The organism is Streptomyces sp. NPDC059002 (assembly GCF_042740435.1).
In the GTDB taxonomy this organism is placed as follows: Bacteria; Actinomycetota; Actinomycetes; order Streptomycetales; family Streptomycetaceae; genus Streptomyces.
On record NZ_JBHYJI010000067.1, the window covers coordinates 1 to 17,045 of the forward strand.

The 17,045-nt window shown below is 68.6% G+C and carries 13 protein-coding genes; 11 read left to right on the forward strand and 2 right to left on the reverse strand.

The features are described from left to right. Positions 1 to 61 precede the first annotated feature (61 nt). On the forward strand, positions 62 to 955 hold the full coding sequence (locus tag ACFWZ2_RS36985) for a phosphotransferase enzyme family protein (RefSeq protein ID WP_384553415.1): 894 nt from the start codon (positions 62 to 64) through the stop codon (positions 953 to 955). 10 nt (positions 956 to 965) lie between these two features. Here the strand turns inward: ACFWZ2_RS36985 and ACFWZ2_RS36990 are convergent, their stop codons facing one another. Further along, positions 966 to 1,946: a restriction endonuclease gene (locus ACFWZ2_RS36990; protein ID WP_384553417.1), complete on the reverse strand. Its 981-nt coding sequence runs from the start codon at positions 1,944 to 1,946 to the stop codon at positions 966 to 968. 232 nt (positions 1,947 to 2,178) lie between these two features. After that, the gene (locus ACFWZ2_RS36995; protein WP_384553419.1) at positions 2,179 to 3,612 is read right to left on the reverse strand and encodes a hypothetical protein; all 1,434 of its coding nucleotides are present in this window, start codon (positions 3,610 to 3,612) and stop codon (positions 2,179 to 2,181) included. A 414-nt stretch (positions 3,613 to 4,026) separates the two neighbouring features. Between ACFWZ2_RS36995 and ACFWZ2_RS37000 the strand changes: the two genes are divergently transcribed. Genes ACFWZ2_RS37000 through ACFWZ2_RS37045 form a run of 10 tightly spaced genes read left to right on the forward strand, consistent with a single transcriptional unit; the run spans position 4,027 to position 16,857 of the window. Then, positions 4,027 to 4,356 carry a hypothetical protein gene (locus ACFWZ2_RS37000; RefSeq protein ID WP_384553421.1) on the forward strand — a complete coding sequence of 110 codons (330 nt, stop codon included), beginning with the start codon at positions 4,027 to 4,029 and terminating at the stop codon, positions 4,354 to 4,356. 53 nt (positions 4,357 to 4,409) lie between these two features. After that, entirely contained in the window at positions 4,410 to 4,721 is a 312-nt protein-coding gene (locus ACFWZ2_RS37005) for a pore-forming ESAT-6 family protein (protein WP_384553423.1), read from the forward strand. 54 nt (positions 4,722 to 4,775) lie between these two features. Next, positions 4,776 to 5,168 carry a DUF6507 family protein gene (locus ACFWZ2_RS37010; protein WP_384553424.1) on the forward strand — a complete coding sequence of 131 codons (393 nt, stop codon included), beginning with the start codon at positions 4,776 to 4,778 and terminating at the stop codon, positions 5,166 to 5,168. Beyond that, positions 5,165 to 7,672, forward strand: a complete 2,508-nt coding sequence (locus ACFWZ2_RS37015) for a hypothetical protein (RefSeq protein WP_384553426.1) — start codon at positions 5,165 to 5,167, stop codon at positions 7,670 to 7,672. The genes ACFWZ2_RS37010 and ACFWZ2_RS37015 overlap by 4 nt, the downstream gene beginning before the upstream one ends. A gap of 12 nt (positions 7,673 to 7,684) precedes the next feature. Then, positions 7,685 to 8,545, forward strand: coding sequence for an immunity 49 family protein (locus ACFWZ2_RS37020; protein ID WP_384553428.1), 861 nt, complete (start codon positions 7,685 to 7,687; stop codon positions 8,543 to 8,545). 37 nt (positions 8,546 to 8,582) lie between these two features. After that, the gene (locus ACFWZ2_RS37025; RefSeq protein WP_384553430.1) at positions 8,583 to 8,873 is read left to right on the forward strand and encodes a hypothetical protein; all 291 of its coding nucleotides are present in this window, start codon (positions 8,583 to 8,585) and stop codon (positions 8,871 to 8,873) included. A gap of 31 nt (positions 8,874 to 8,904) precedes the next feature. Then, complete coding sequence (eccD, locus tag ACFWZ2_RS37030) at positions 8,905 to 10,275, forward strand: type VII secretion integral membrane protein EccD (protein WP_384553486.1); 1,371 nt, start codon at positions 8,905 to 8,907, stop codon at positions 10,273 to 10,275. An 11-nt stretch (positions 10,276 to 10,286) separates the two neighbouring features. After that, positions 10,287 to 11,399, forward strand: a complete 1,113-nt coding sequence (locus tag ACFWZ2_RS37035) for a hypothetical protein (protein ID WP_384553432.1) — start codon at positions 10,287 to 10,289, stop codon at positions 11,397 to 11,399. Further along, positions 11,396 to 15,394 (forward strand): type VII secretion protein EccCa, encoded by a 3,999-nt coding sequence (gene eccCa / locus ACFWZ2_RS37040; RefSeq protein WP_384553433.1) that lies wholly within the window; start codon positions 11,396 to 11,398, stop codon positions 15,392 to 15,394. Before ACFWZ2_RS37035 ends, eccCa begins: the two co-directional genes overlap by 4 nt. Next, positions 15,391 to 16,857, forward strand: a complete 1,467-nt coding sequence (locus ACFWZ2_RS37045) for a DUF6177 family protein (protein ID WP_384553435.1) — start codon at positions 15,391 to 15,393, stop codon at positions 16,855 to 16,857. Before eccCa ends, ACFWZ2_RS37045 begins: the two co-directional genes overlap by 4 nt. Positions 16,858 to 17,045 lie beyond the last annotated feature (188 nt).

Sequence of the window (17,045 nt, forward strand, 5' to 3'; positions counted from 1 at the left end):
TCGCCGACCTGATCCACGGCTACCAAGTCATCGACGGAGGAACCGCGCTACCGTCAGGGCGATGACCACGACATCTCTCGCCCCCGAAGATGCCGCCCGGCAGGCCTGCGCCAAGCTGGACCTGCCCACACGAGGCCTCACGCCCGTACGGGCCCACGCCACCTCCGTCTACGCCCTGCCCGCCGCCCGGGCAGTCGTGCGAGTCAGCCGGGCGGACCAGCACGAACACATAGCCCGAGCCGTCACCCTGACCCGCTGGCTGGACGACCACGGCGTCCCCGTCACACAGCCCCTCGACGTCCCCCAGCCCGTCACCGTGCACGGCTTCACGGTCAGCTTCTGGCACCACTACCCGCAGCCCAGCGACGCCCCGGTACCTGACCCCGAACACCTGGCGCGGATCCTCCGCCAAGTCCACGCCCTGCCACCACCGCCCTGCACGCTGCCGACATACGAGCCCTTGTCCTCCCTGCGGACAACGGTCCGCGCCAGCACATCCCTCTCCCCCAGCGACCGCGCCTGGCTGCTCGACCGCACCGAGACACTCCTGGCGACCTACGCGGAGCTGGACTTCCCGCTGGGCCACGGCCTGATCCACGGGGACGCCTACCCCGGCAACACCCTGTGGGACGGCAAAGAGTCGCTGTCGCTGGCCCGTCTCGGCGACTGGGACGAGGCGGCCTACGGTCCACGCGAGCTGGACCTCGCGAACACCTTCCAGGGGGTGCGCTTCGGCCGCACTCCCGCCCAGCTCCGGGCGTTCTCGGCAGCGTACGGCTACGACCTCGCCCAGTGGCCGGGCACCACCACGCTCGTCGCGATCCGGGACCTGCACACGCTGGGGTCCTTCGTGCGCCGGGCCGACCGCGGGGATACGGAAGCGTCGGCTCAACTCGCCTATCGGCTGGGATCGTTGCAGACAGGGGATGCTGCGGCCAGCTGGCGCACATATTGAGCTTTGGTCATCAAAGACGCCGGAAATACTCCGGGTCCACGATCACGTCCTCGACCTGCCGGATGCGAGTCTCCACGCCCATGCCGTGCTGCTTGATCAGCTCGCACAACTGGTCCCCGTCGATGAGGTCGATGGGCGACGCACCAGCCCTGGTGGCCTCATCGCGCGCTTGCTGAGTGAAAGTCCCCGTCGTGATCAGCAGGCCCTTGTCACCCCGTCCTTGCATCGCTCCCCGGAAATTGCGCACGGCAGGGCTTCCGACACTCTCGCGATACCTCTTGCACTGAAAGAACACGGGGAAACTCAGCAACGAGAGCTGGTACACCCCGACACCATCGATCCCTTCGTCACCGCTTCTGCCCGTGACCTTGGTGTTCACGAAACCCGCCGCGCGCAGCAGCCGCTCCGCGAGCTGCTCGAAGGCGGCCGGTGTCATGCTCAGGAGCGTATCCAGGAGCACAGCGTGCCAGTCGGCGCCGTCTGCCGATGCCTCCGGTGAGTCATCTGGATCTGTGTCCGTTGGATCGGTGTCCGTATTCGGCTCGACCGTCGGCGTCCCGTCGGCTGACGGTTCACCGGAGTTCCGCCCTCGGCGCCCGCGCCCCGACCGGGAGGCGTAGTACTCCCGGTACAGGGGATCCATGTCCTCCGGCCGAGCCGTGATCCCGTCCTCGGTGACCGTCCAAGAACCGCGCTCCGGGTTGTCGATCAATCCGCCGTACTTCAGCACGGTCCGAGTCCACTCCAAGTGGTAGGCGATCTTCGTCTTGGGGCCATTGCCCTGGAGCACGCTCTGCTGCTCCTCCGAGTAACCCTCCCGCCGCACCGTTTCAGCGTAGATTTCTCTATTCGTGACGACACCGCCCAAGGCCCGCAGGCTGCAGAGCGTTGGCCACATGAGTTCCAGCACCCGGGGGATCGCGACCTTCGGGACTGTCGGTTCGACGGCGTCGTTGCGGGTCTCCCTCGCGGGGACATCATTCACGCTCATGCGGCTCGTACTCGTCTCCGGGTTCTCGCGCGGTGGTGAACGGCGCGGCAGCACTCGCCCTTCACGCCTGACCAATGGCGTTTCCGTCATCCCGCGGTCTGCCGATGCTTGACTCGCGAGGATGGGGCGAATCCCATCACGTCTTCCCGCCGAACGTCACTGGGGAGGTGGCTCACCAACTGCCCCGCGCAACTCCTCCGGCCCAGATCACCGAAGCCGCCCAAGCGCCCTGTCAGCGTTCGCGACGAAGCGAGATCCGTACGTTCTTGTCGTCGTCACGGGTGAGGAAGAGACCTGAGCCGTTCACGCCGGTATAGAAGGGAAAGTCGGTGCCAACGCCGAGGACCTTCGGCTCGCCGGTGGCGGTGGCGAGGTCGGCCTGGGCGACGACCGGCTCGGCGTCGCCAGCCGCGGAGTCCTCCTTGACCGCACCGTAGGCCGTGCCGTCGTCCTGGATGGAGGCGAGCACGATCGTCTTACGGTCCCCGTCACTCTGCAGGCAGATCCCCTTCTTCCGCTTCAGGTCGAAGGCGACAGGTCCGGCGGCGAGATAGCGGCCGGAGGGTGAGGTGATCACCGGGTAGTCACGTGTGGCGTCGGATTCGAACATGCCGGAGTCGGCTGTGCCCTTGTATCCGCAGCTCATGCTGGCCTGCGGGTTGCCCGTACGCAGGTCATGCACCGACCACATCGGGGCGACGTCCGCTCCATATGTTCCGCCCCGCTCCCACTGGGCCAGGAAGGAGCCGTCCGCGACGCCATACACCTCGCCGTTGGGTGAGTCGAGGACGCCGGTCTGTGCCGCGACCCCGGCGGGGCGCACGCCGTCGCTGAACCAGCGCCCCGGCACTCCGAAACCTCCCCCGCCCATCGCCACCAGCGGCCCGTCCGCGCCGACCGCCATGACCCGGCTGTCGGAGCAACCCGCCGCGTCCTCGCACTGGGGCAGCAGCTGGCCGGGCTCCTTGTACGCGGTGACCTTCCCGGTGACCACGTCCACCGCGTGCGAAGACTCCGGGTACATGCCCTCCTCGCCCCAGCCGACCAGCAGCCGCCCGCCGTGCGCGCTGACTTGCACCTCACCAGGGTCAGCGGACACCGGCACGTCGACCTCCCGCAGCGGCTTCACCGCGGAGCCCGAGGCATCCGCCGGATACACCGCGAGACGGACCACCTCCGTGCCCTCGTGCAGATCGTCCTTGCCGCGCATCCCGTGCGCATACGCAACGACATAGCCGCGCCCACCCTGCTCCACCCCCACCACGTCGAGGATCTCCGCGGCCTCCCCCTCGTCCGGGTCGCCCGCAGCGCCCTCCACCGGGGTCGGCGGGTTCCACGGGGCCGAGCTCCAGCGGACCTGACCGCCCCGCGCGTCCCTGGTCTTCACCATGTAACCGTCGGACGCGGCGTACATCATGGCAACCGACCCCGAGCGCGGCACCACCGCCACGGGCAGCGTGCCCACCGAATCCGGCACCCAGTTCAGGGTCTCGTCCCAGCCCTTCGCCCCGTCGTACGCCGCCGGCACGGCCAACTTGGCCAGCGGCTTCGCCGCGGAGTCCGCCTCAGGGGCCCCACCCTTGTCCTTGCCGTCAGAACCGCCCGAGCCTGAGCAGCCGACCACCATGGTGGCCACCACCACGACCCCAAGCATCGTTCTCGCCACCCGCATCTCCCGCACCCCTCCCCGACGATCAGTGTGCGCGGAGACTACCAACCACCAAGCCCTACAAAGGACTTGCGGCAGATTCCCTCACCTTTGCCGCCGTACACCCACCCTGTGCGCACCACCGGGTCGCGGCACACGGTTCCGGCCAGGTAACGGTCCCGAGCATGTCCGCCTCTTCGCCACCACCCTGCGCCACACCCCGACCGGGGCCAGGTCGGCTGGACTTCCCGCTGCACGGGCCCCGCCAGCCGTGGGCTGAATCACGCCACGCAGCCCTCAACCATGTTGCGCCTGCAACGCATTAAGGGAGAGTATGTTCGATACACTACGTGGCGTGAGTGGCGCATGTGGTTTCCGTGATGAGGGAACTTCCGCCGCGTACAACACAGTTCGGGGTTTCGGGGTGGGTTCATGAAGTTCGACATGGGGGACACGACCCTCGCGGTGCTGGGGAAGAGCACGACGGGATCGAGTGACGACCTGGGCACGCTGATCCATCTCCTTGTCCAGGCGGCCGAGCCGCTGGAGGGCAAGTTCAACGGGTCCGGCAAGGCGACCTTCGACTCGTTCAAGCTGCGTGCGGACGAGATCACCTCGGATCTGAACGGGGCACTGTCCTCGATCCTGGGCGGACAGTCGGGCATGGACACCGCGTTCGGCTCCGGCGATCAGGAACAGGCCGACAACGCCCACCAGAACATGGGCGCCGCCAACTTCGAGAGCGCCCGCTTCTCCGGCTGATCCGGCCGTTCACACCCGCTTCCCAGTTTTCCGTTTCAGGGGGATCTCTCGTCATGGCAGGAAACCAGGACCGCCGCTCCTACGACACCGGCGCCTCGGCCGACGTGCAGGGCGGACTGCAGATCATCATCGGCCAGCTGGAGCGCGTCCTCGGCGACCGCGACCGCGCGGTGAAGGCCGCGATGGCGGACTACCAGGCCGACGGCGTCTCGGACGAATACCACGGCAAGGAAGTCCGCTGGAACAAGGCCGCGAACGAGGTCCGCGACATCATCCGGCTCGTGCGCGACACGTTGGAGAAGAACGACGGCACCGCGCAGACGACCATCGCCAAGGCGCGGGCCGCGGTCGACAACATCGGCTGACCAGCACCGGGGGCCTGCAGGTGCGAAGCAACGGGGATTGGTAGGGGGTTTGGCATGCCTGCGTGGGACATCTCGCCGTCCGGGGTCGATTCGGTGACGTCGCTGGTGGGGCTCGCGATGGACGACGTGGCCAAGCACGTCAAGGCATACGGGACCGATGTGGAAAGTGCTGCCTCCTCGGCCGGCACCATCAGTTCCGGATACTGCGGGGCAGCCCCCGTCGGCCCGATCGGTGCGGCCCTCACATTGTTCGTGGAGAAGACCGCGGGCGACGTCCTCTTCCTTCGGGCACGGGCCGTCAAGTCGGTGAACGGCGCGATCGAGGCCACCAACCACTATGTGGCCGGGGATCTGGAACAGGCTGCGAACGCACAGGAACGGGCCGAGAAGGCGCCTGACGTGAAGGCTCTGCTGGCAGCGGCCCGCAAGAAGGGCGCCGACAAGTGAAGATGATCGAGCCCGGCGGGATACCTCAGTTCACCGGCAACTTCGAGCAGCTGGACAAGGACGTTTCCGGGCTGCGCGGCGACGCCATCGGAATCCGTAACGGCGGAGCCGATGTGCACTCCCGCTTCCAGATGCTGGGCGCCTACTACACCGCACCGGAAGCCGACGACCTGTTCGCCACCACGCAGCCGGTGATGGACAGGGCCGACACCTTCGCCACCGACCTGGAGACGGTGGCCGACGCCCTGGACACCTTCGCCGCCGAGGCGCGTCCGCTCGCCAAGAAGCTGGAGACGCTGAGGGACGACGCCCGCGCGTTCGCCGACAGTGTCGAAGGCGACGACGACTGGACGTACGACGGGGACAAGACCGACCGGAACAACGAGCTCGTCGACGGTGTGGCGGAGGCCGAGAGTGCCTTCCGCGCCGCCGAGCGCCGGGCCGCCAGCAAGATTTCGGCGATCGTGGGCGGTCCGAAGTTCATCGAGGACGACGGAAGCCACAAGTCGACCAAGAAGACCGTGATGTACGGATACGACGCCGACCTCCTCAAGAAGGCCAAAGAACTGCCCTGGGGCAGCCACGTCAGCGAGTCCATCCACGCATGGGAGATCCACCGGCACATCAAGCACTACGTGTGGGACGGCTTCATCATCGACGGCGGCCTCGCCACCCTCAAGGGCCTGGGCCCCCTGGTCGGCATCGGAGGCTCGGCCAAGGACGCCTGGAGCAACCTCGGGGACGTCGTCAGTGGCATCGGCCAGTACACGATGACCCCGATCGACTGGGCCCTGGACCACACGATCGGCCCGGACGACAGCTCCGGGGACAACAAGCAGAAGGCTGCCGCCCGCGAGTTCGGCAAGTCCCTGGTGGCCTGGGACCAATGGGACGAGAACCCGGTCCAGGCCGCGGGGACCACCACCTTCAACGTCCTCACACTGGGCGCCGGGCCACTGGGCGCGGCCGCCAAGGGGGGTGCCGCCGGCAAGGCAGGCATGGGCGCCAAGGCCGCCGGTATCGGCGCGAAGATCGGCACCTACGCCGACCCGCTCGCGGCCGGCCTCACGGTGGGAGGCAAGGCGATCAGCAAACTCCCGACCGTCGCCGACCTCACCGCACGGGTCCGGACCGGGGCCGGCGCCACACCCGATCTGCAGCGCGTACACAGCACCCTCGACTTCGAGGGTTCCAAGGTCGTCATCGAGGACGGCAAGTTCATCCGGGTCGACGCCGAGGGCAACCCGATCAAGGACACCGCCCCGAACGAGAAATCTGCCGCCGATCGGGCAACTCCCGAGGAAACCCCGTCCCGGCGGGAGGGCGACCTGGTCGGCGCCGGAGCCCGGACACCGGGGGCCAGCGCGCACGCAGGTGGGAACCTTCCGCCACAAGCTGGCCATGGAGTGCGCACCGATGGCGGTCGGGATTTCGGCGGCGGAGCGGAATCCAACGGCGTGGCGCGAGAGACTGGACATCATGGGGCAGGTGGCTCCGGCGCTGCGCACGGAGGTGACTCTGGGGCCCCGGCTTCCGATGCCAGTACAGGAGATACAACTGCGGGCGGTTCACACCACACCAGCCAACCGGATGGTGTCGGCACGGGCGGGGCCGACGGGCCTCCCTCCCGCGGGGCGGCAAGCAAATCCCACACGCAGGAAGTCATACGTCGACAGGTCGAGAAGGCCAATAATGACAAGGCCTGGTTCGAGAAGTACTACCGTCCTTCAGATGGGCACCGGCACAACGTCAAGGCACGAGACGAGAACGGAGACCTCCTCCCGGTCTTGCGTCATGTAGACCCCGATGATCCAACTAGCCCTTGGACAGCGGACAGAGCACCGAGAGAGCATGCAAAATACAAGTCCGAGGAACCGGTAATCGGGCGCCCGTCCACTGTTTCTCCGGCCTACATCGATGATCTGCAGGATGCCACCGCTCGTCGCGATACAGCGATCACGAAGGATCAGGCGGCACTCCACGATCTACTTGAAGCAAAAGAAGCCCACAAGGCGCTCAAATCACCTGAGACAGAAGCCGCCCTAGCTGAAGCCAGAGCAGCATACAAGCCTGCACACACGGAAATGCGTGACGCCGGCGAGGCGCTTGGTGAGAAATCTGCCGAGTTTCATGCAATTCGGGACCGATTCCCAGGTGCCAGGAAAGCGATACCCGATGAGTTGCTTCGCGGCAGCGGTCGATTGGACCAGATCTGGGACGTCGGCAAGGGAAGGATGGTCATAGTTGAAGCGAAGGCGTCTTCGGGCACCGAGTTGGGAGATCGCGCAATCTCCGGTGGACGTCGTGTCGAGCAAGGACATCCCGAGTATTTGGATTCGATCCTTGACGAAATGCGACAGCGTGGAGGCAAAGAAGCGCAAGTCGCGAGAGACATCAGAAGATCGCTGAGAGCCAAGAAGCTCACTTACATTTTGGTTAAAGCGAAGCCCAAGGGAGCCCAGTATGATGGCTATCTCATGTGGGACTTCAAGACAGCGGATTAGAGGAGCGGCAGAATGACTACGCAGGTGCCTCGACATGCACTAGCACGCGCCGACGATGATCTCGGCCTAGAGGCACTCGCTGAGGACGCCGACGAGTCGATCGACGACCTGGAAGAATCGCCGCGCATGTTCAACAGTGCACTCAGCGCGAATCTGACACTGGCCAAGGCGCGTTGCCAACTCGATTCGACAGCGGAACTCCTCCCCACCTGGGAGGCCTGGGTCGCAGCCATGCAGGTGGGGTCAGCCATGTTCGCGGCGGCGACAGCCACCGAGGAAACCGTGCAGTGCCGGATCGCCGACAAGGTACGGACGATCCCAGCGACAGGCCCCCAGTACTACACCGACGCCAACAAGTGGATCACCGCTTTCTGGCTCGCCATTATCTGCCGTGAGCAAGACCGGATGACCACCCTGGCCAACGTACCCATCAGCGCGCTGCGCGAGTCGGGGGCAGTGTTCGACGAGTACGTCTATGCATGGATTGAGACTCTGCAGACATGGTGGCTTCGCGGAGGCGATCTGAGTACCAGCCTCAAGGCGGCAATCGACGGAACGGCCCCTGAGGAACTGCACAACGCAGACCGCGAAGAGGTTCTACAGGTTCTTTACCCACCAATCAACCTGTTCTTCAGGTTTCTCCTGGGAGACCATCAACAATTCAACACAGAATTGCTGAAGACCCTCCAGTGGCACAAGGGCTACTGGACCAAGAACGAGGATCGAGCCAGCAGTAGCGCAGGGCTCGTCGCTCTCGGCCCTCTTGCCATCGCTTGCCTCGCCCACGATGCCGGGTTCCCCATCGAGGTTGAATCCGATTACCTCCCCGAGTGTCTGCTGAATCACAGCTGGCGGGGAGAGATCGACACGTGATCACCAGCACTTCCGCAGTGATCCGTGAGGCCAACTAGTGGCAGCCCAGGACTACGACAGCCAACTCCTGGAGTCGGTATCAGTCCGCCGCCGGCGCCTGCGCGACGCCCTGCTCTTCGGGGCGCAGCGGCAGCGGCGTTCTGTGGATGAGCGGTTGGGGAAGGTGTTCGCGGGGGTCGTGATCGCCGCGGTGTTGTGTGCCGGGTGTGTGGGGTGGTCGTTCATTTCCCACCGGCTCATCGGGAAGAGCCCGTACAGCTCTTCCGTGCCTTCGACCTCGCCGTCCGCGCCGTCTTCCTCGCCCTCCATGACCCCTTCTTCTCGATGATAGGTTCGAACGCGTGATATCTGCGGGGCCGTTGAGCCGCACGAGTGGGACGAGTCGTACGGCCTTGAGCCGGGTCACTCTGGTCGGCGAGCGGCGGAGGGTGGATCTCGTCCTCCCCTCCCAGGAACCCATCGGACTGCTGCTTCCCGAAGTGCTGCGGTTGCTGGACGACCACGTCGCCGCCCGGCCGATGGTGCGGCATCTGGTCACCGCGGACGGTTCGGCGCTCGCGCACGACAGCACGTTGGAGTCGGCCGGCGTGCCGGACGGCGCGGTGCTGCGGCTGGTGCGGGCGGAGGACGCGCCCTCGGCGCCGGTGGTGCATGACGTCACCGATGAGGCCGCGGGCGATCTGGACGTGCGGGCGTGGCGGTGGCGGCCTGCTGTTCGGCGGGTGGTGGCCGGGCTTGCCACCGTCGTCTGGGCGCTCGTCGCCGGAGTGTTGGCACGCGGTGAGTTCGAGCCGGTCACCGTAGGCAGTGCGCTGCTCGGCGCCGGTGCGGTGGCGTGCCTCGCCGGAGTTCTGCTGGGGTGGGCCCGGCGGTCGGGCCTTGCTGCCACTCTGATCGTGACGGCCGGGGGCCTTGGCGTACTGGGCACGTGGACGCTCGGCGATGCCCGTGCCCACGCCTGGTCGGGGGCCGTGCTGCTGGCGGGTACCGCCGTGAGTCTCGCGGTGGCGCTCCTGCTTCTGGGCTGGTTCTCCCCGCTGGGGCGCGGCGCCCTGATCGGTGCCGGAACCCTCGTGGGGTGCCTCGCGGCTTGGGAAACGGCCATTGCCCTGCAGAACGGCGCCTCGGCGGCGACGGAGCAGGCCCGGGTTGGCGCGTTGCTCGCTGTCGTGTCGGCGGTGGTTCTTGGTGTGCTGCCGCGGCTCGCGCTGATGGCTTCGGGGTTGTCCGGTCTTGATGACCGGCGTACGGGTGGAGCGTCGGTGAGCCGGTATCAGGTGGGTACCGCGCTGACCGCCACGCACCGCGGTCTGGCGATCGCCACCGTTGTCCTGGCGGTCTCAGCGGCTGCGGCCGGTGTGCTGGTGCTGCGTGACCCGACGGTGTGGACCGTGCTCCTCGCGGTCGTCACCGCGGTGGTGCTCTCGCTCCGGGCACGCGCTTTTCCTCTGGTTGCCGAGGTGGTCGGGCTGTTGGCCGCCGCCGCGGTCGTCACGGTCGCGTTGATGACGGTGTGGCTCGAGCGGTCGGCTGCCGTGGGTCCGCTGGCCGTGCTGGTCGGCCTTGCGCTGATTCCCCTGGTGGTGCTGGCGAATGAGCCTGCCGAGCATGTGCGGGTCCGGCTTCGTCGGATGGGGGACGTACTGGAGTCGGTGGGCGTGATCGCGATGCTCCCCCTGGCCATCGGGGTCTTCGGTGTGTACGGGCGACTGCTCGACACCTTCGCTTAGGGGTGCGCGGCATGGCTCAGGAAAGTGACTGGCAGCGGGATGTGCTGCGGGAGTTGGGGGCGAGCGACGGCACTGCGCTCGAACCGACGGCCGTACTGCGGGTGACGGACCCGGCCCCGGACGCGGCCGTGGACCCTGGAGCTCAGCGTCCGAGCATGCCTCAGCCCGCACCCGGCAGCGCCCACGACCCTCGTGTCCCCCTGCCGACCCCCGAGTCCGTACCGACCATCGATCCGCGCCTGGCCCACGCTCTGGGGCGTCCGCAGCACGGCGATTCCGCGGTGCGGCGCACCGGACGCTCCCTGCGCAGGCTGACCGCGTCGGCCGGACAGGAGGTGACCGAGCAGACGCGTCTCGCCCGTGAGGTGCAGCAGCCGGTCACCACCGGCCGCGTCATCGCCGTCACCTCGATCCGAGGTGGAGTGGGCAAGTCCACGGTCTCCGCACTGCTTGCCCGCACGTTCAACCACTACCGGCATGATCCGGTGCTCGCGCTGGAGGCCGACGCCGCCCTTGGCACGCTGCCGGTGCGTCTTGGTGCGGAGTCGGTGCGCTGGGCGTGTGCGGATCTGGCCCGGCTCCTCAGTCCAGCGATGCAGCTCACCGACGTCACCGGCTACCTGGTGCCGGTGGCCGACGGTGGGTGGCTGCTGCCCGCGGGACAGGGCCGGGTCGGCGCCCCGCTCGACGTGCCCACCTACCGGACCGTCACCCTCGCGCTGCGCCGCTACTTCGCGGTGACGGTGGTGGACTGCGAGACGTTGCCGGGCGAGGTGGCGCGCACCGCGATGGACACCGCCCACGCGCGCGTGGTGGTCGCCCCGATGACCGCCGAGGGCGTGAACGGCACCCGGGTGGTCCTTGACTGGCTGGCCCGGCTTCCGCATTCGGCGCTGGCCACCACGGTCGTCGCGCTGAGTGCGAACTCCCCCGATACGACGCTCGACTTGAAGACGGCCGCCGCACACCTGCGGGAGACGGGGGTCGCCGTAGTGCCTGTCCCCTACGACCGTCATCTGGCCCAGGGAGGCCCCATCCACACCGGCATGCTCGGCCAGGGCTCACGCGACGCGGCCGTCCACCTGGCTTCCGAAGCGATGCAGCGGGCGGTGCGTGTGCGATGACCCGACACCTCGTACACCGCCCGGCCCGCAGTACTCGCCCCCTTGCCACCACCCTCGAACGCACCATCGAGCCGCCGCCCAACCTGCCCGAGGGCAAGATGGGCAACGCGGCGACCGCCCTGCTGCCGATGGCCGGCGTCATGGGCTCGGTCGTCATGATGACGGTGATCCGCAACAGCCAGTTCGCCGCCGTCGGCGCGATCGTTCTCGTCTTCGCACTCCTTGGCGCGGTGGCGCTCTTCCTGTCCCAGCGCGGCAAGGCGCAGCGCACCCGGCGTGTCCAGCGCGAACGCTATCTGGAGTACGTGGAGGAACAGCGCGAGGAACTGGGCGCTGTGGAGCGGGAGTTGCGGCGGCGGGCGCGCATCCTCAATCCGCCTCCCGCAGCGTTGTACGACCTGGTGCGCGATCCGGCGCGGCTGTGGGAGCGGCGCCGCCTGGACGCCGACTTCCTGCACGTGCGGCTCGGCACCGGTGACGTACCCGTACAGACGCTGGCGATCGGCCAGAACTCGGCCGGTGGCGTGCTGACCCCGCCCGACCCGTTCATGCTCAACGAGGCACGCGCGCTGCAGCACCGCTTCACCACCGCGACCGACTTCCCCCTGCTGGCGCCGCTGGACCGGGCGGGCAACGTCAGCATCATCGGGGAGCGGGGCGACGTGCTGCGCGTGGCCCGCACCCTCCTGGTCCAAGCCGCGGTGACGCACGCGCCGGACGACGTCGCCGTCGCGCTGAGCGTGCCCGGCGACCGGCTGCCCGAGTGGGAGTGGGCCAAGTGGCTCCCCCACGTCCTCGACGCGCAGCAGGGCGACGGCCCGGTCGCCGCACGGCGAATCGCCGCGGACCTCGACGCGCTCGCCCGCCAGTGCGCCGCGGATCTGCGCCGCCGTGCCTCCTACGCGGCAGAGGTACGCCGCGGGCTCTCCGACCGGAACGCGCTGCGGATGTCCGACCGGCTGCTCGTCGTCAACGACTGCCACGGCCGTACGGCCGCCGAACTGCCGCGTCCGGACTTGGCTGTCGACCTCACCGGCATGGGCGTGACCGTGCTGCATCTGCTGGAGCAGCAGGTGCACGAGCCGGATCAAATCAGCATCCGCATCACCGTCGATGGTGACCAGGTCAGCGTCGAAGACCTCCGTGCCCCCGACGCACCGCCCGGCCACGGCGCCACCGACGCGATGAGCATCGCGAGCGCCGAAGGGCTTGCCCGCATGCTCGCCCCCCTGCGCCTGTCGGCCGAGTCCGCCGCCGAGGGCACCCCGATCTCCGGCCCGGTGGACTTCCCCGAGCTGCTCGGCATCGACGACCCGGCCGCGCTCGACCTGGAGAAGCTGTGGGCCCCGCGCGGCGAGCGTGACTTCCTGCGTGTGCCCATCGGGCTCGACGACCGGCACGAGCCCGTGCTCCTGGACCTGAAGGAGTCCTCCGAACTGGGCATGGGGCCACACGGGTTGTGCGTGGGCGCGACCGGCTCCGGCAAGAGCGAACTGCTGCGCACCCTCGTCCTGGCCCTCGCCGCCACACACTTCCCCCAAGACCTGGCACTCGTCCTGGTCGACTACAAGGGCGGCGCCACCTTCGCGCCGTTCACCGAGCTCCCTCACGTGGCGGGCGTCATCACCAATCTGGAGAACCAGGCCGGGCTCGTCGAGCGCGTCCACACCAGCCTGGCGGGTGAGGTCAAGCGCCGACAGCAGGTCCTCAAGGACGCCGGGAACATCGCCGACATCGGCCATTACGCCGCCCTACGCGAGACGCGCCCCGACCTTGAGGCCCTCCCCCACCTTTTCGTCGTCATCGACGAGTTCGGTGAACTCCTCACCGCAAAGCCCGACTTCATTGACCTGTTCCTCTCCATCGGCCGCATCGGGCGCTCGATCGGCGTCCATTTGCTGCTCTCCAGCCAGCGCATCGAATCCGGCAAGCTCAAGGGCCTGGAGACGTACCTCTCCTACCGGCTCGGCCTGCGTACCTTCTCCGCCGACGAGTCGCGCACGGTCCTGGACACGGTGGACGCCTTCCAACTTCCGCCACTGCCGGGCTTCGGGTATCTCAAGGTCGACACCTCTACGTACGAACGCTTCAAAGCCGGGTACGTGTCCGGCGCCTACCGCGGCCCGGCCCTCCGCGACCGGGCGGACGACGAGCCCCTCGCCTGGAGCTATCCCGCCTACAACGAGACGCCGGACGCGGAGGGCGCCGCGCCCGAGGAACCCGGCATGCGCGAGCGGGAGACCGGCCCGACCGTCCTGTCCACCATGGTCGAGCAGCTCTGCGCCGCCGCCCCTCCCGTCCGCCGGATCTGGCTGCCCCCGCTGCCCGACGCGATCACCCTCGCCACCGCCGCGGGCCCCGTCCAGGCATCCGAGCACGGCCTGCACCTCGCCCACCGGGACGAGGCGATGCGGGTCCCCTTGGGCGTCCTCGACGACCCGGCCAAGCAGTGGCAGGAACCCTGGATCCTCGACCTCACCGTCGCCGGTGGACACACCGCCGTCATCGGCGGCCCCCAGTCCGGCAAGACCACGCTGCTGCGCACCCTCGCGCTCTCCCTGGCCCTGACCCACACCCCGGCCGACGTCGCCGTCTACGGCCTCGACTTGGTGGGCGGCGGCCTCTCCGCCCTCTCAGGCCTGCCACACGTCGGCGGCATCGCGGGCCGCGCCGACCACGAGCGCGCCGCCCGCACCGTCGCCGAGGTCCGCACCCAACTCGCCCTGCGCGAAGAACTCTTCCGCGAACACGGCGTCGACTCCGTCGACCAGCTCCGCCGACTGCGCGCCCAGGGCCGACTGCCCGAGCTCGGCTCCACCGACATCGTGCTGCTCATCGACGGATTCGGCGCCCTGCGCGACGAGTTCACCGAACTCGACGACACCATCGCCGACCTCCTCAAGCGCGGCAGCGGCTACGGCATCCACATCGTGGCGGGCATGCTGCGCTGGAACGACGTACGCATCGCCACCCAGTCCATGTTCGGCACCCGCGTCGAACTGCGCCTCAACGACCCGTCCGACTCCAGCATCGACCGCAAACTCTCCGAGACGCTCTCCGCCGACACCCCGGGCCGGGTACTGACCGACGCCAAGCTCTTCGCGCAGGTGGCACTGCCCCGCATCGACAACCTCCCCGACGCCGACGACCTGGGCCCCGCCCTGGAACGCGCCGCGCGTACGTTGCGGGCCAGCTGGCACGGCGAACTCGCCGCCCCCGTACGGGTATTGCCCACCGCGCTCCCCGCCACCGACCTGCCCTCAGCCGCCGCCGAGCCGTCCCGCGTCCCTCTCGGCGTCGACCAGGACGCCCTCGCCCCCGCCCACCTCGACCTCTTCGGCACCGACCAGCACCTCCTCGTCCTCGGTGACAACGAATGCGGCAAGACCAACCTGCTCAAGCTGATCACCCAGCAGCTCATCGACCGCCACGGCGACAAGGAACTGGTCTTCGGCATCTTCGACCCGCGCCGAGGCCTGCGCGGCCACATCCCCGAGCCCTACCGCGGCGGCTACGCCCACAACGCCAAACTCGCCGCCGCCCTGGCCACCGGGATCGCGGGCGAGCTGGACAAGCGCCTGCCGGAAACCGCCGACCCCGACGCGCTCACCGACGGCCCCACCTTCAGCGGCCCGCGCATCGTCATCCTCGTCGACGACTACGACATCCTCACAACCGCGGGCCAACAGCCCCTGGCCCCTTTCCTCCCCTATATCTCCGCCGCCCAGGACATCGGCCTGCACTTCATCGTCACCCGCCGCGTCGCCGGATCCTCCCGCGCCCTGTACGAACCCTTCCTCACCACCCTGCGCGAAACCGGCACCACCGCCCTCCTCATGACCGGCGACCGCACCGAAGGCCAACTCTTCCCCGGCCTCTACGCCTCCCCGCAGCCACCGGGCCGCGGCACCCTGGTCCGCCGGGGGCGGCGGCACCAGCTCATCCAGACCGCGCTGGCCGACGAGGCCCCCACTCCGGAGAAGCCGCACCAATGACCACGGACGTCATCGCCTTCACCCCGAAGATGCCCGACATCAGGGCCGTGCTCGCCGGGCTGTTCGCGGGCGGCCCCGGTCTGGGTGTACGCAACGTGGCCGAGGGGGCCGTCGTCCAGCTCTGCGCAGCCGACGGCCGCCCTCTGGTATCCGTCGAGGCACCGCTCCTGGTGCATGTCCCCGGCGAACTGCAGCGCCTCCTGGGCCCTGAAGTACCCGCGCCCGACGGGCCGTTCTGGTGGACCGAGGCTCGCGCATCCACCAGAGCCGAGGAGGGTGAGCGGCTCGCGGGTTCCTTCGCCGGACGCCTTGCCGCGATCCTTGACGGCGGCGTCTGGCCCCCAGAGGTCGCCCACACGGAGGTCGTCCCTGTCGCCTCCGTCCCCCTCACCGTACTCACCGCCCCGGCTGCCGCACCCCCTGCCGTCGATGTCCTCACCGACAAGGCCGCAGTCATCATCCAGGACCGCCCCGTGGTCCCCATGTCGAGCTGGCTCGCCGATGCGCTGCGCGTGGCCACCGAGGAGGATCTGGCCCTGCAGATCGTCACTCCGCCCCACACCAGGCTCACCCTGCCCACCCGCACCGCCCTGCACGGACACCCCAACCGCTGGGTCGTCCAAGACCCTGACTGCGGGTACTACGACGGCCTCTCCGGCACCCAACTTCACTGGCAGGACGGACACTTCACGCCGGTGAAGTCCGCGGACGGCAACACCTGGGTGGCGGAAGCCTTCAGTCCTCAGCCCGCCCCGGACGTGCTGGGCGCACGGCAGTTGGGCCTCTCCGTGCACGCCACCCACCCCGCCGACGAACACCTCCTCCTCGGCGGCGCCCTGGAAGCCGCCTGGCAGACCCTCACCGGCACCCCGCCGACCGGATGGTCCACGGCCGAACCCATCTGCCTGCCCTGGTCCCGGCGCCAACTGACCGAACTGGCCCGCGCCCGCGCCCAGAAGTCCGCCCCCACATGGCTGACCACTGTCGGCACCCCCGGCCGCCCGGCCATCGCCACCACCCGCGTCACCCACAGCCCGGCGGGCATCGAGGAACACATCACCCTCACCCTCGGCTACGCCGCCGACGAGACCCCGCCCCTGGACGCCGTCGCCCCGCTGGCCGAGACCCTCGCCACCCAGCACGGCCTGACCACCATGCTCACCACACTCCGCGCCGCAGACCGGGACCTCACCGTCCCACCCCGGCTCGAAGCCCCGCCGATCCCCCTCTCCTTCACCCTGGGCGCAGACGCCGTGCACACCATCGGCCGCACCCACGCCCAGCACCCACCAGGCAACCTCCACCCCACCCAACTCGGCGCCACAGCACGCCCCGCACTCCACTACGCCCTGGGCGACGGCACCGACGCCGCTACCTGGACCACCCTCCAGCAACTCACCGATCACCTCCAGACCGCGACAGAAGACTCCTCACCCACCCAAGATGCATACCAATCCGGATGACTCCCCCTGCTCCACAGAGTGTCAACGGGCTTGCGTTCCAGAAGAGCATGAAGAGCGCGGCTCGAACCTCGATCGCCGTGCCCCGGCATGCGAACGTACTCGCACGGAGCCTCGGAGACACCCGACATGCTGATCGGCCACCTCAGTGAATTCGCCTGGCCGGTGAAACGGTTGTGCGTAGCCGCGGG

Coding starts and splice junctions, on each gene's coding strand:
- ACFWZ2_RS36985 (WP_384553415.1), top strand. CDS start 62: ATGACCACGACATCTCTCGCCCCCGAAGATGCCGCCCGGCAGGCCTGC.
- ACFWZ2_RS36990 (WP_384553417.1), bottom strand. CDS start 1,946: ATGAGCGTGAATGATGTCCCCGCGAGGGAGACCCGCAACGACGCCGTC.
- ACFWZ2_RS37000 (WP_384553421.1), top strand. CDS start 4,027: ATGAAGTTCGACATGGGGGACACGACCCTCGCGGTGCTGGGGAAGAGC.
- ACFWZ2_RS37005 (WP_384553423.1), top strand. CDS start 4,410: ATGGCAGGAAACCAGGACCGCCGCTCCTACGACACCGGCGCCTCGGCC.
- ACFWZ2_RS37010 (WP_384553424.1), top strand. CDS start 4,776: ATGCCTGCGTGGGACATCTCGCCGTCCGGGGTCGATTCGGTGACGTCG.
- ACFWZ2_RS37020 (WP_384553428.1), top strand. CDS start 7,685: ATGACTACGCAGGTGCCTCGACATGCACTAGCACGCGCCGACGATGAT.
- ACFWZ2_RS37035 (WP_384553432.1), top strand. CDS start 10,287: ATGGCTCAGGAAAGTGACTGGCAGCGGGATGTGCTGCGGGAGTTGGGG.
- eccCa (WP_384553433.1), top strand. CDS start 11,396: ATGACCCGACACCTCGTACACCGCCCGGCCCGCAGTACTCGCCCCCTT.
- ACFWZ2_RS37045 (WP_384553435.1), top strand. CDS start 15,391: ATGACCACGGACGTCATCGCCTTCACCCCGAAGATGCCCGACATCAGG.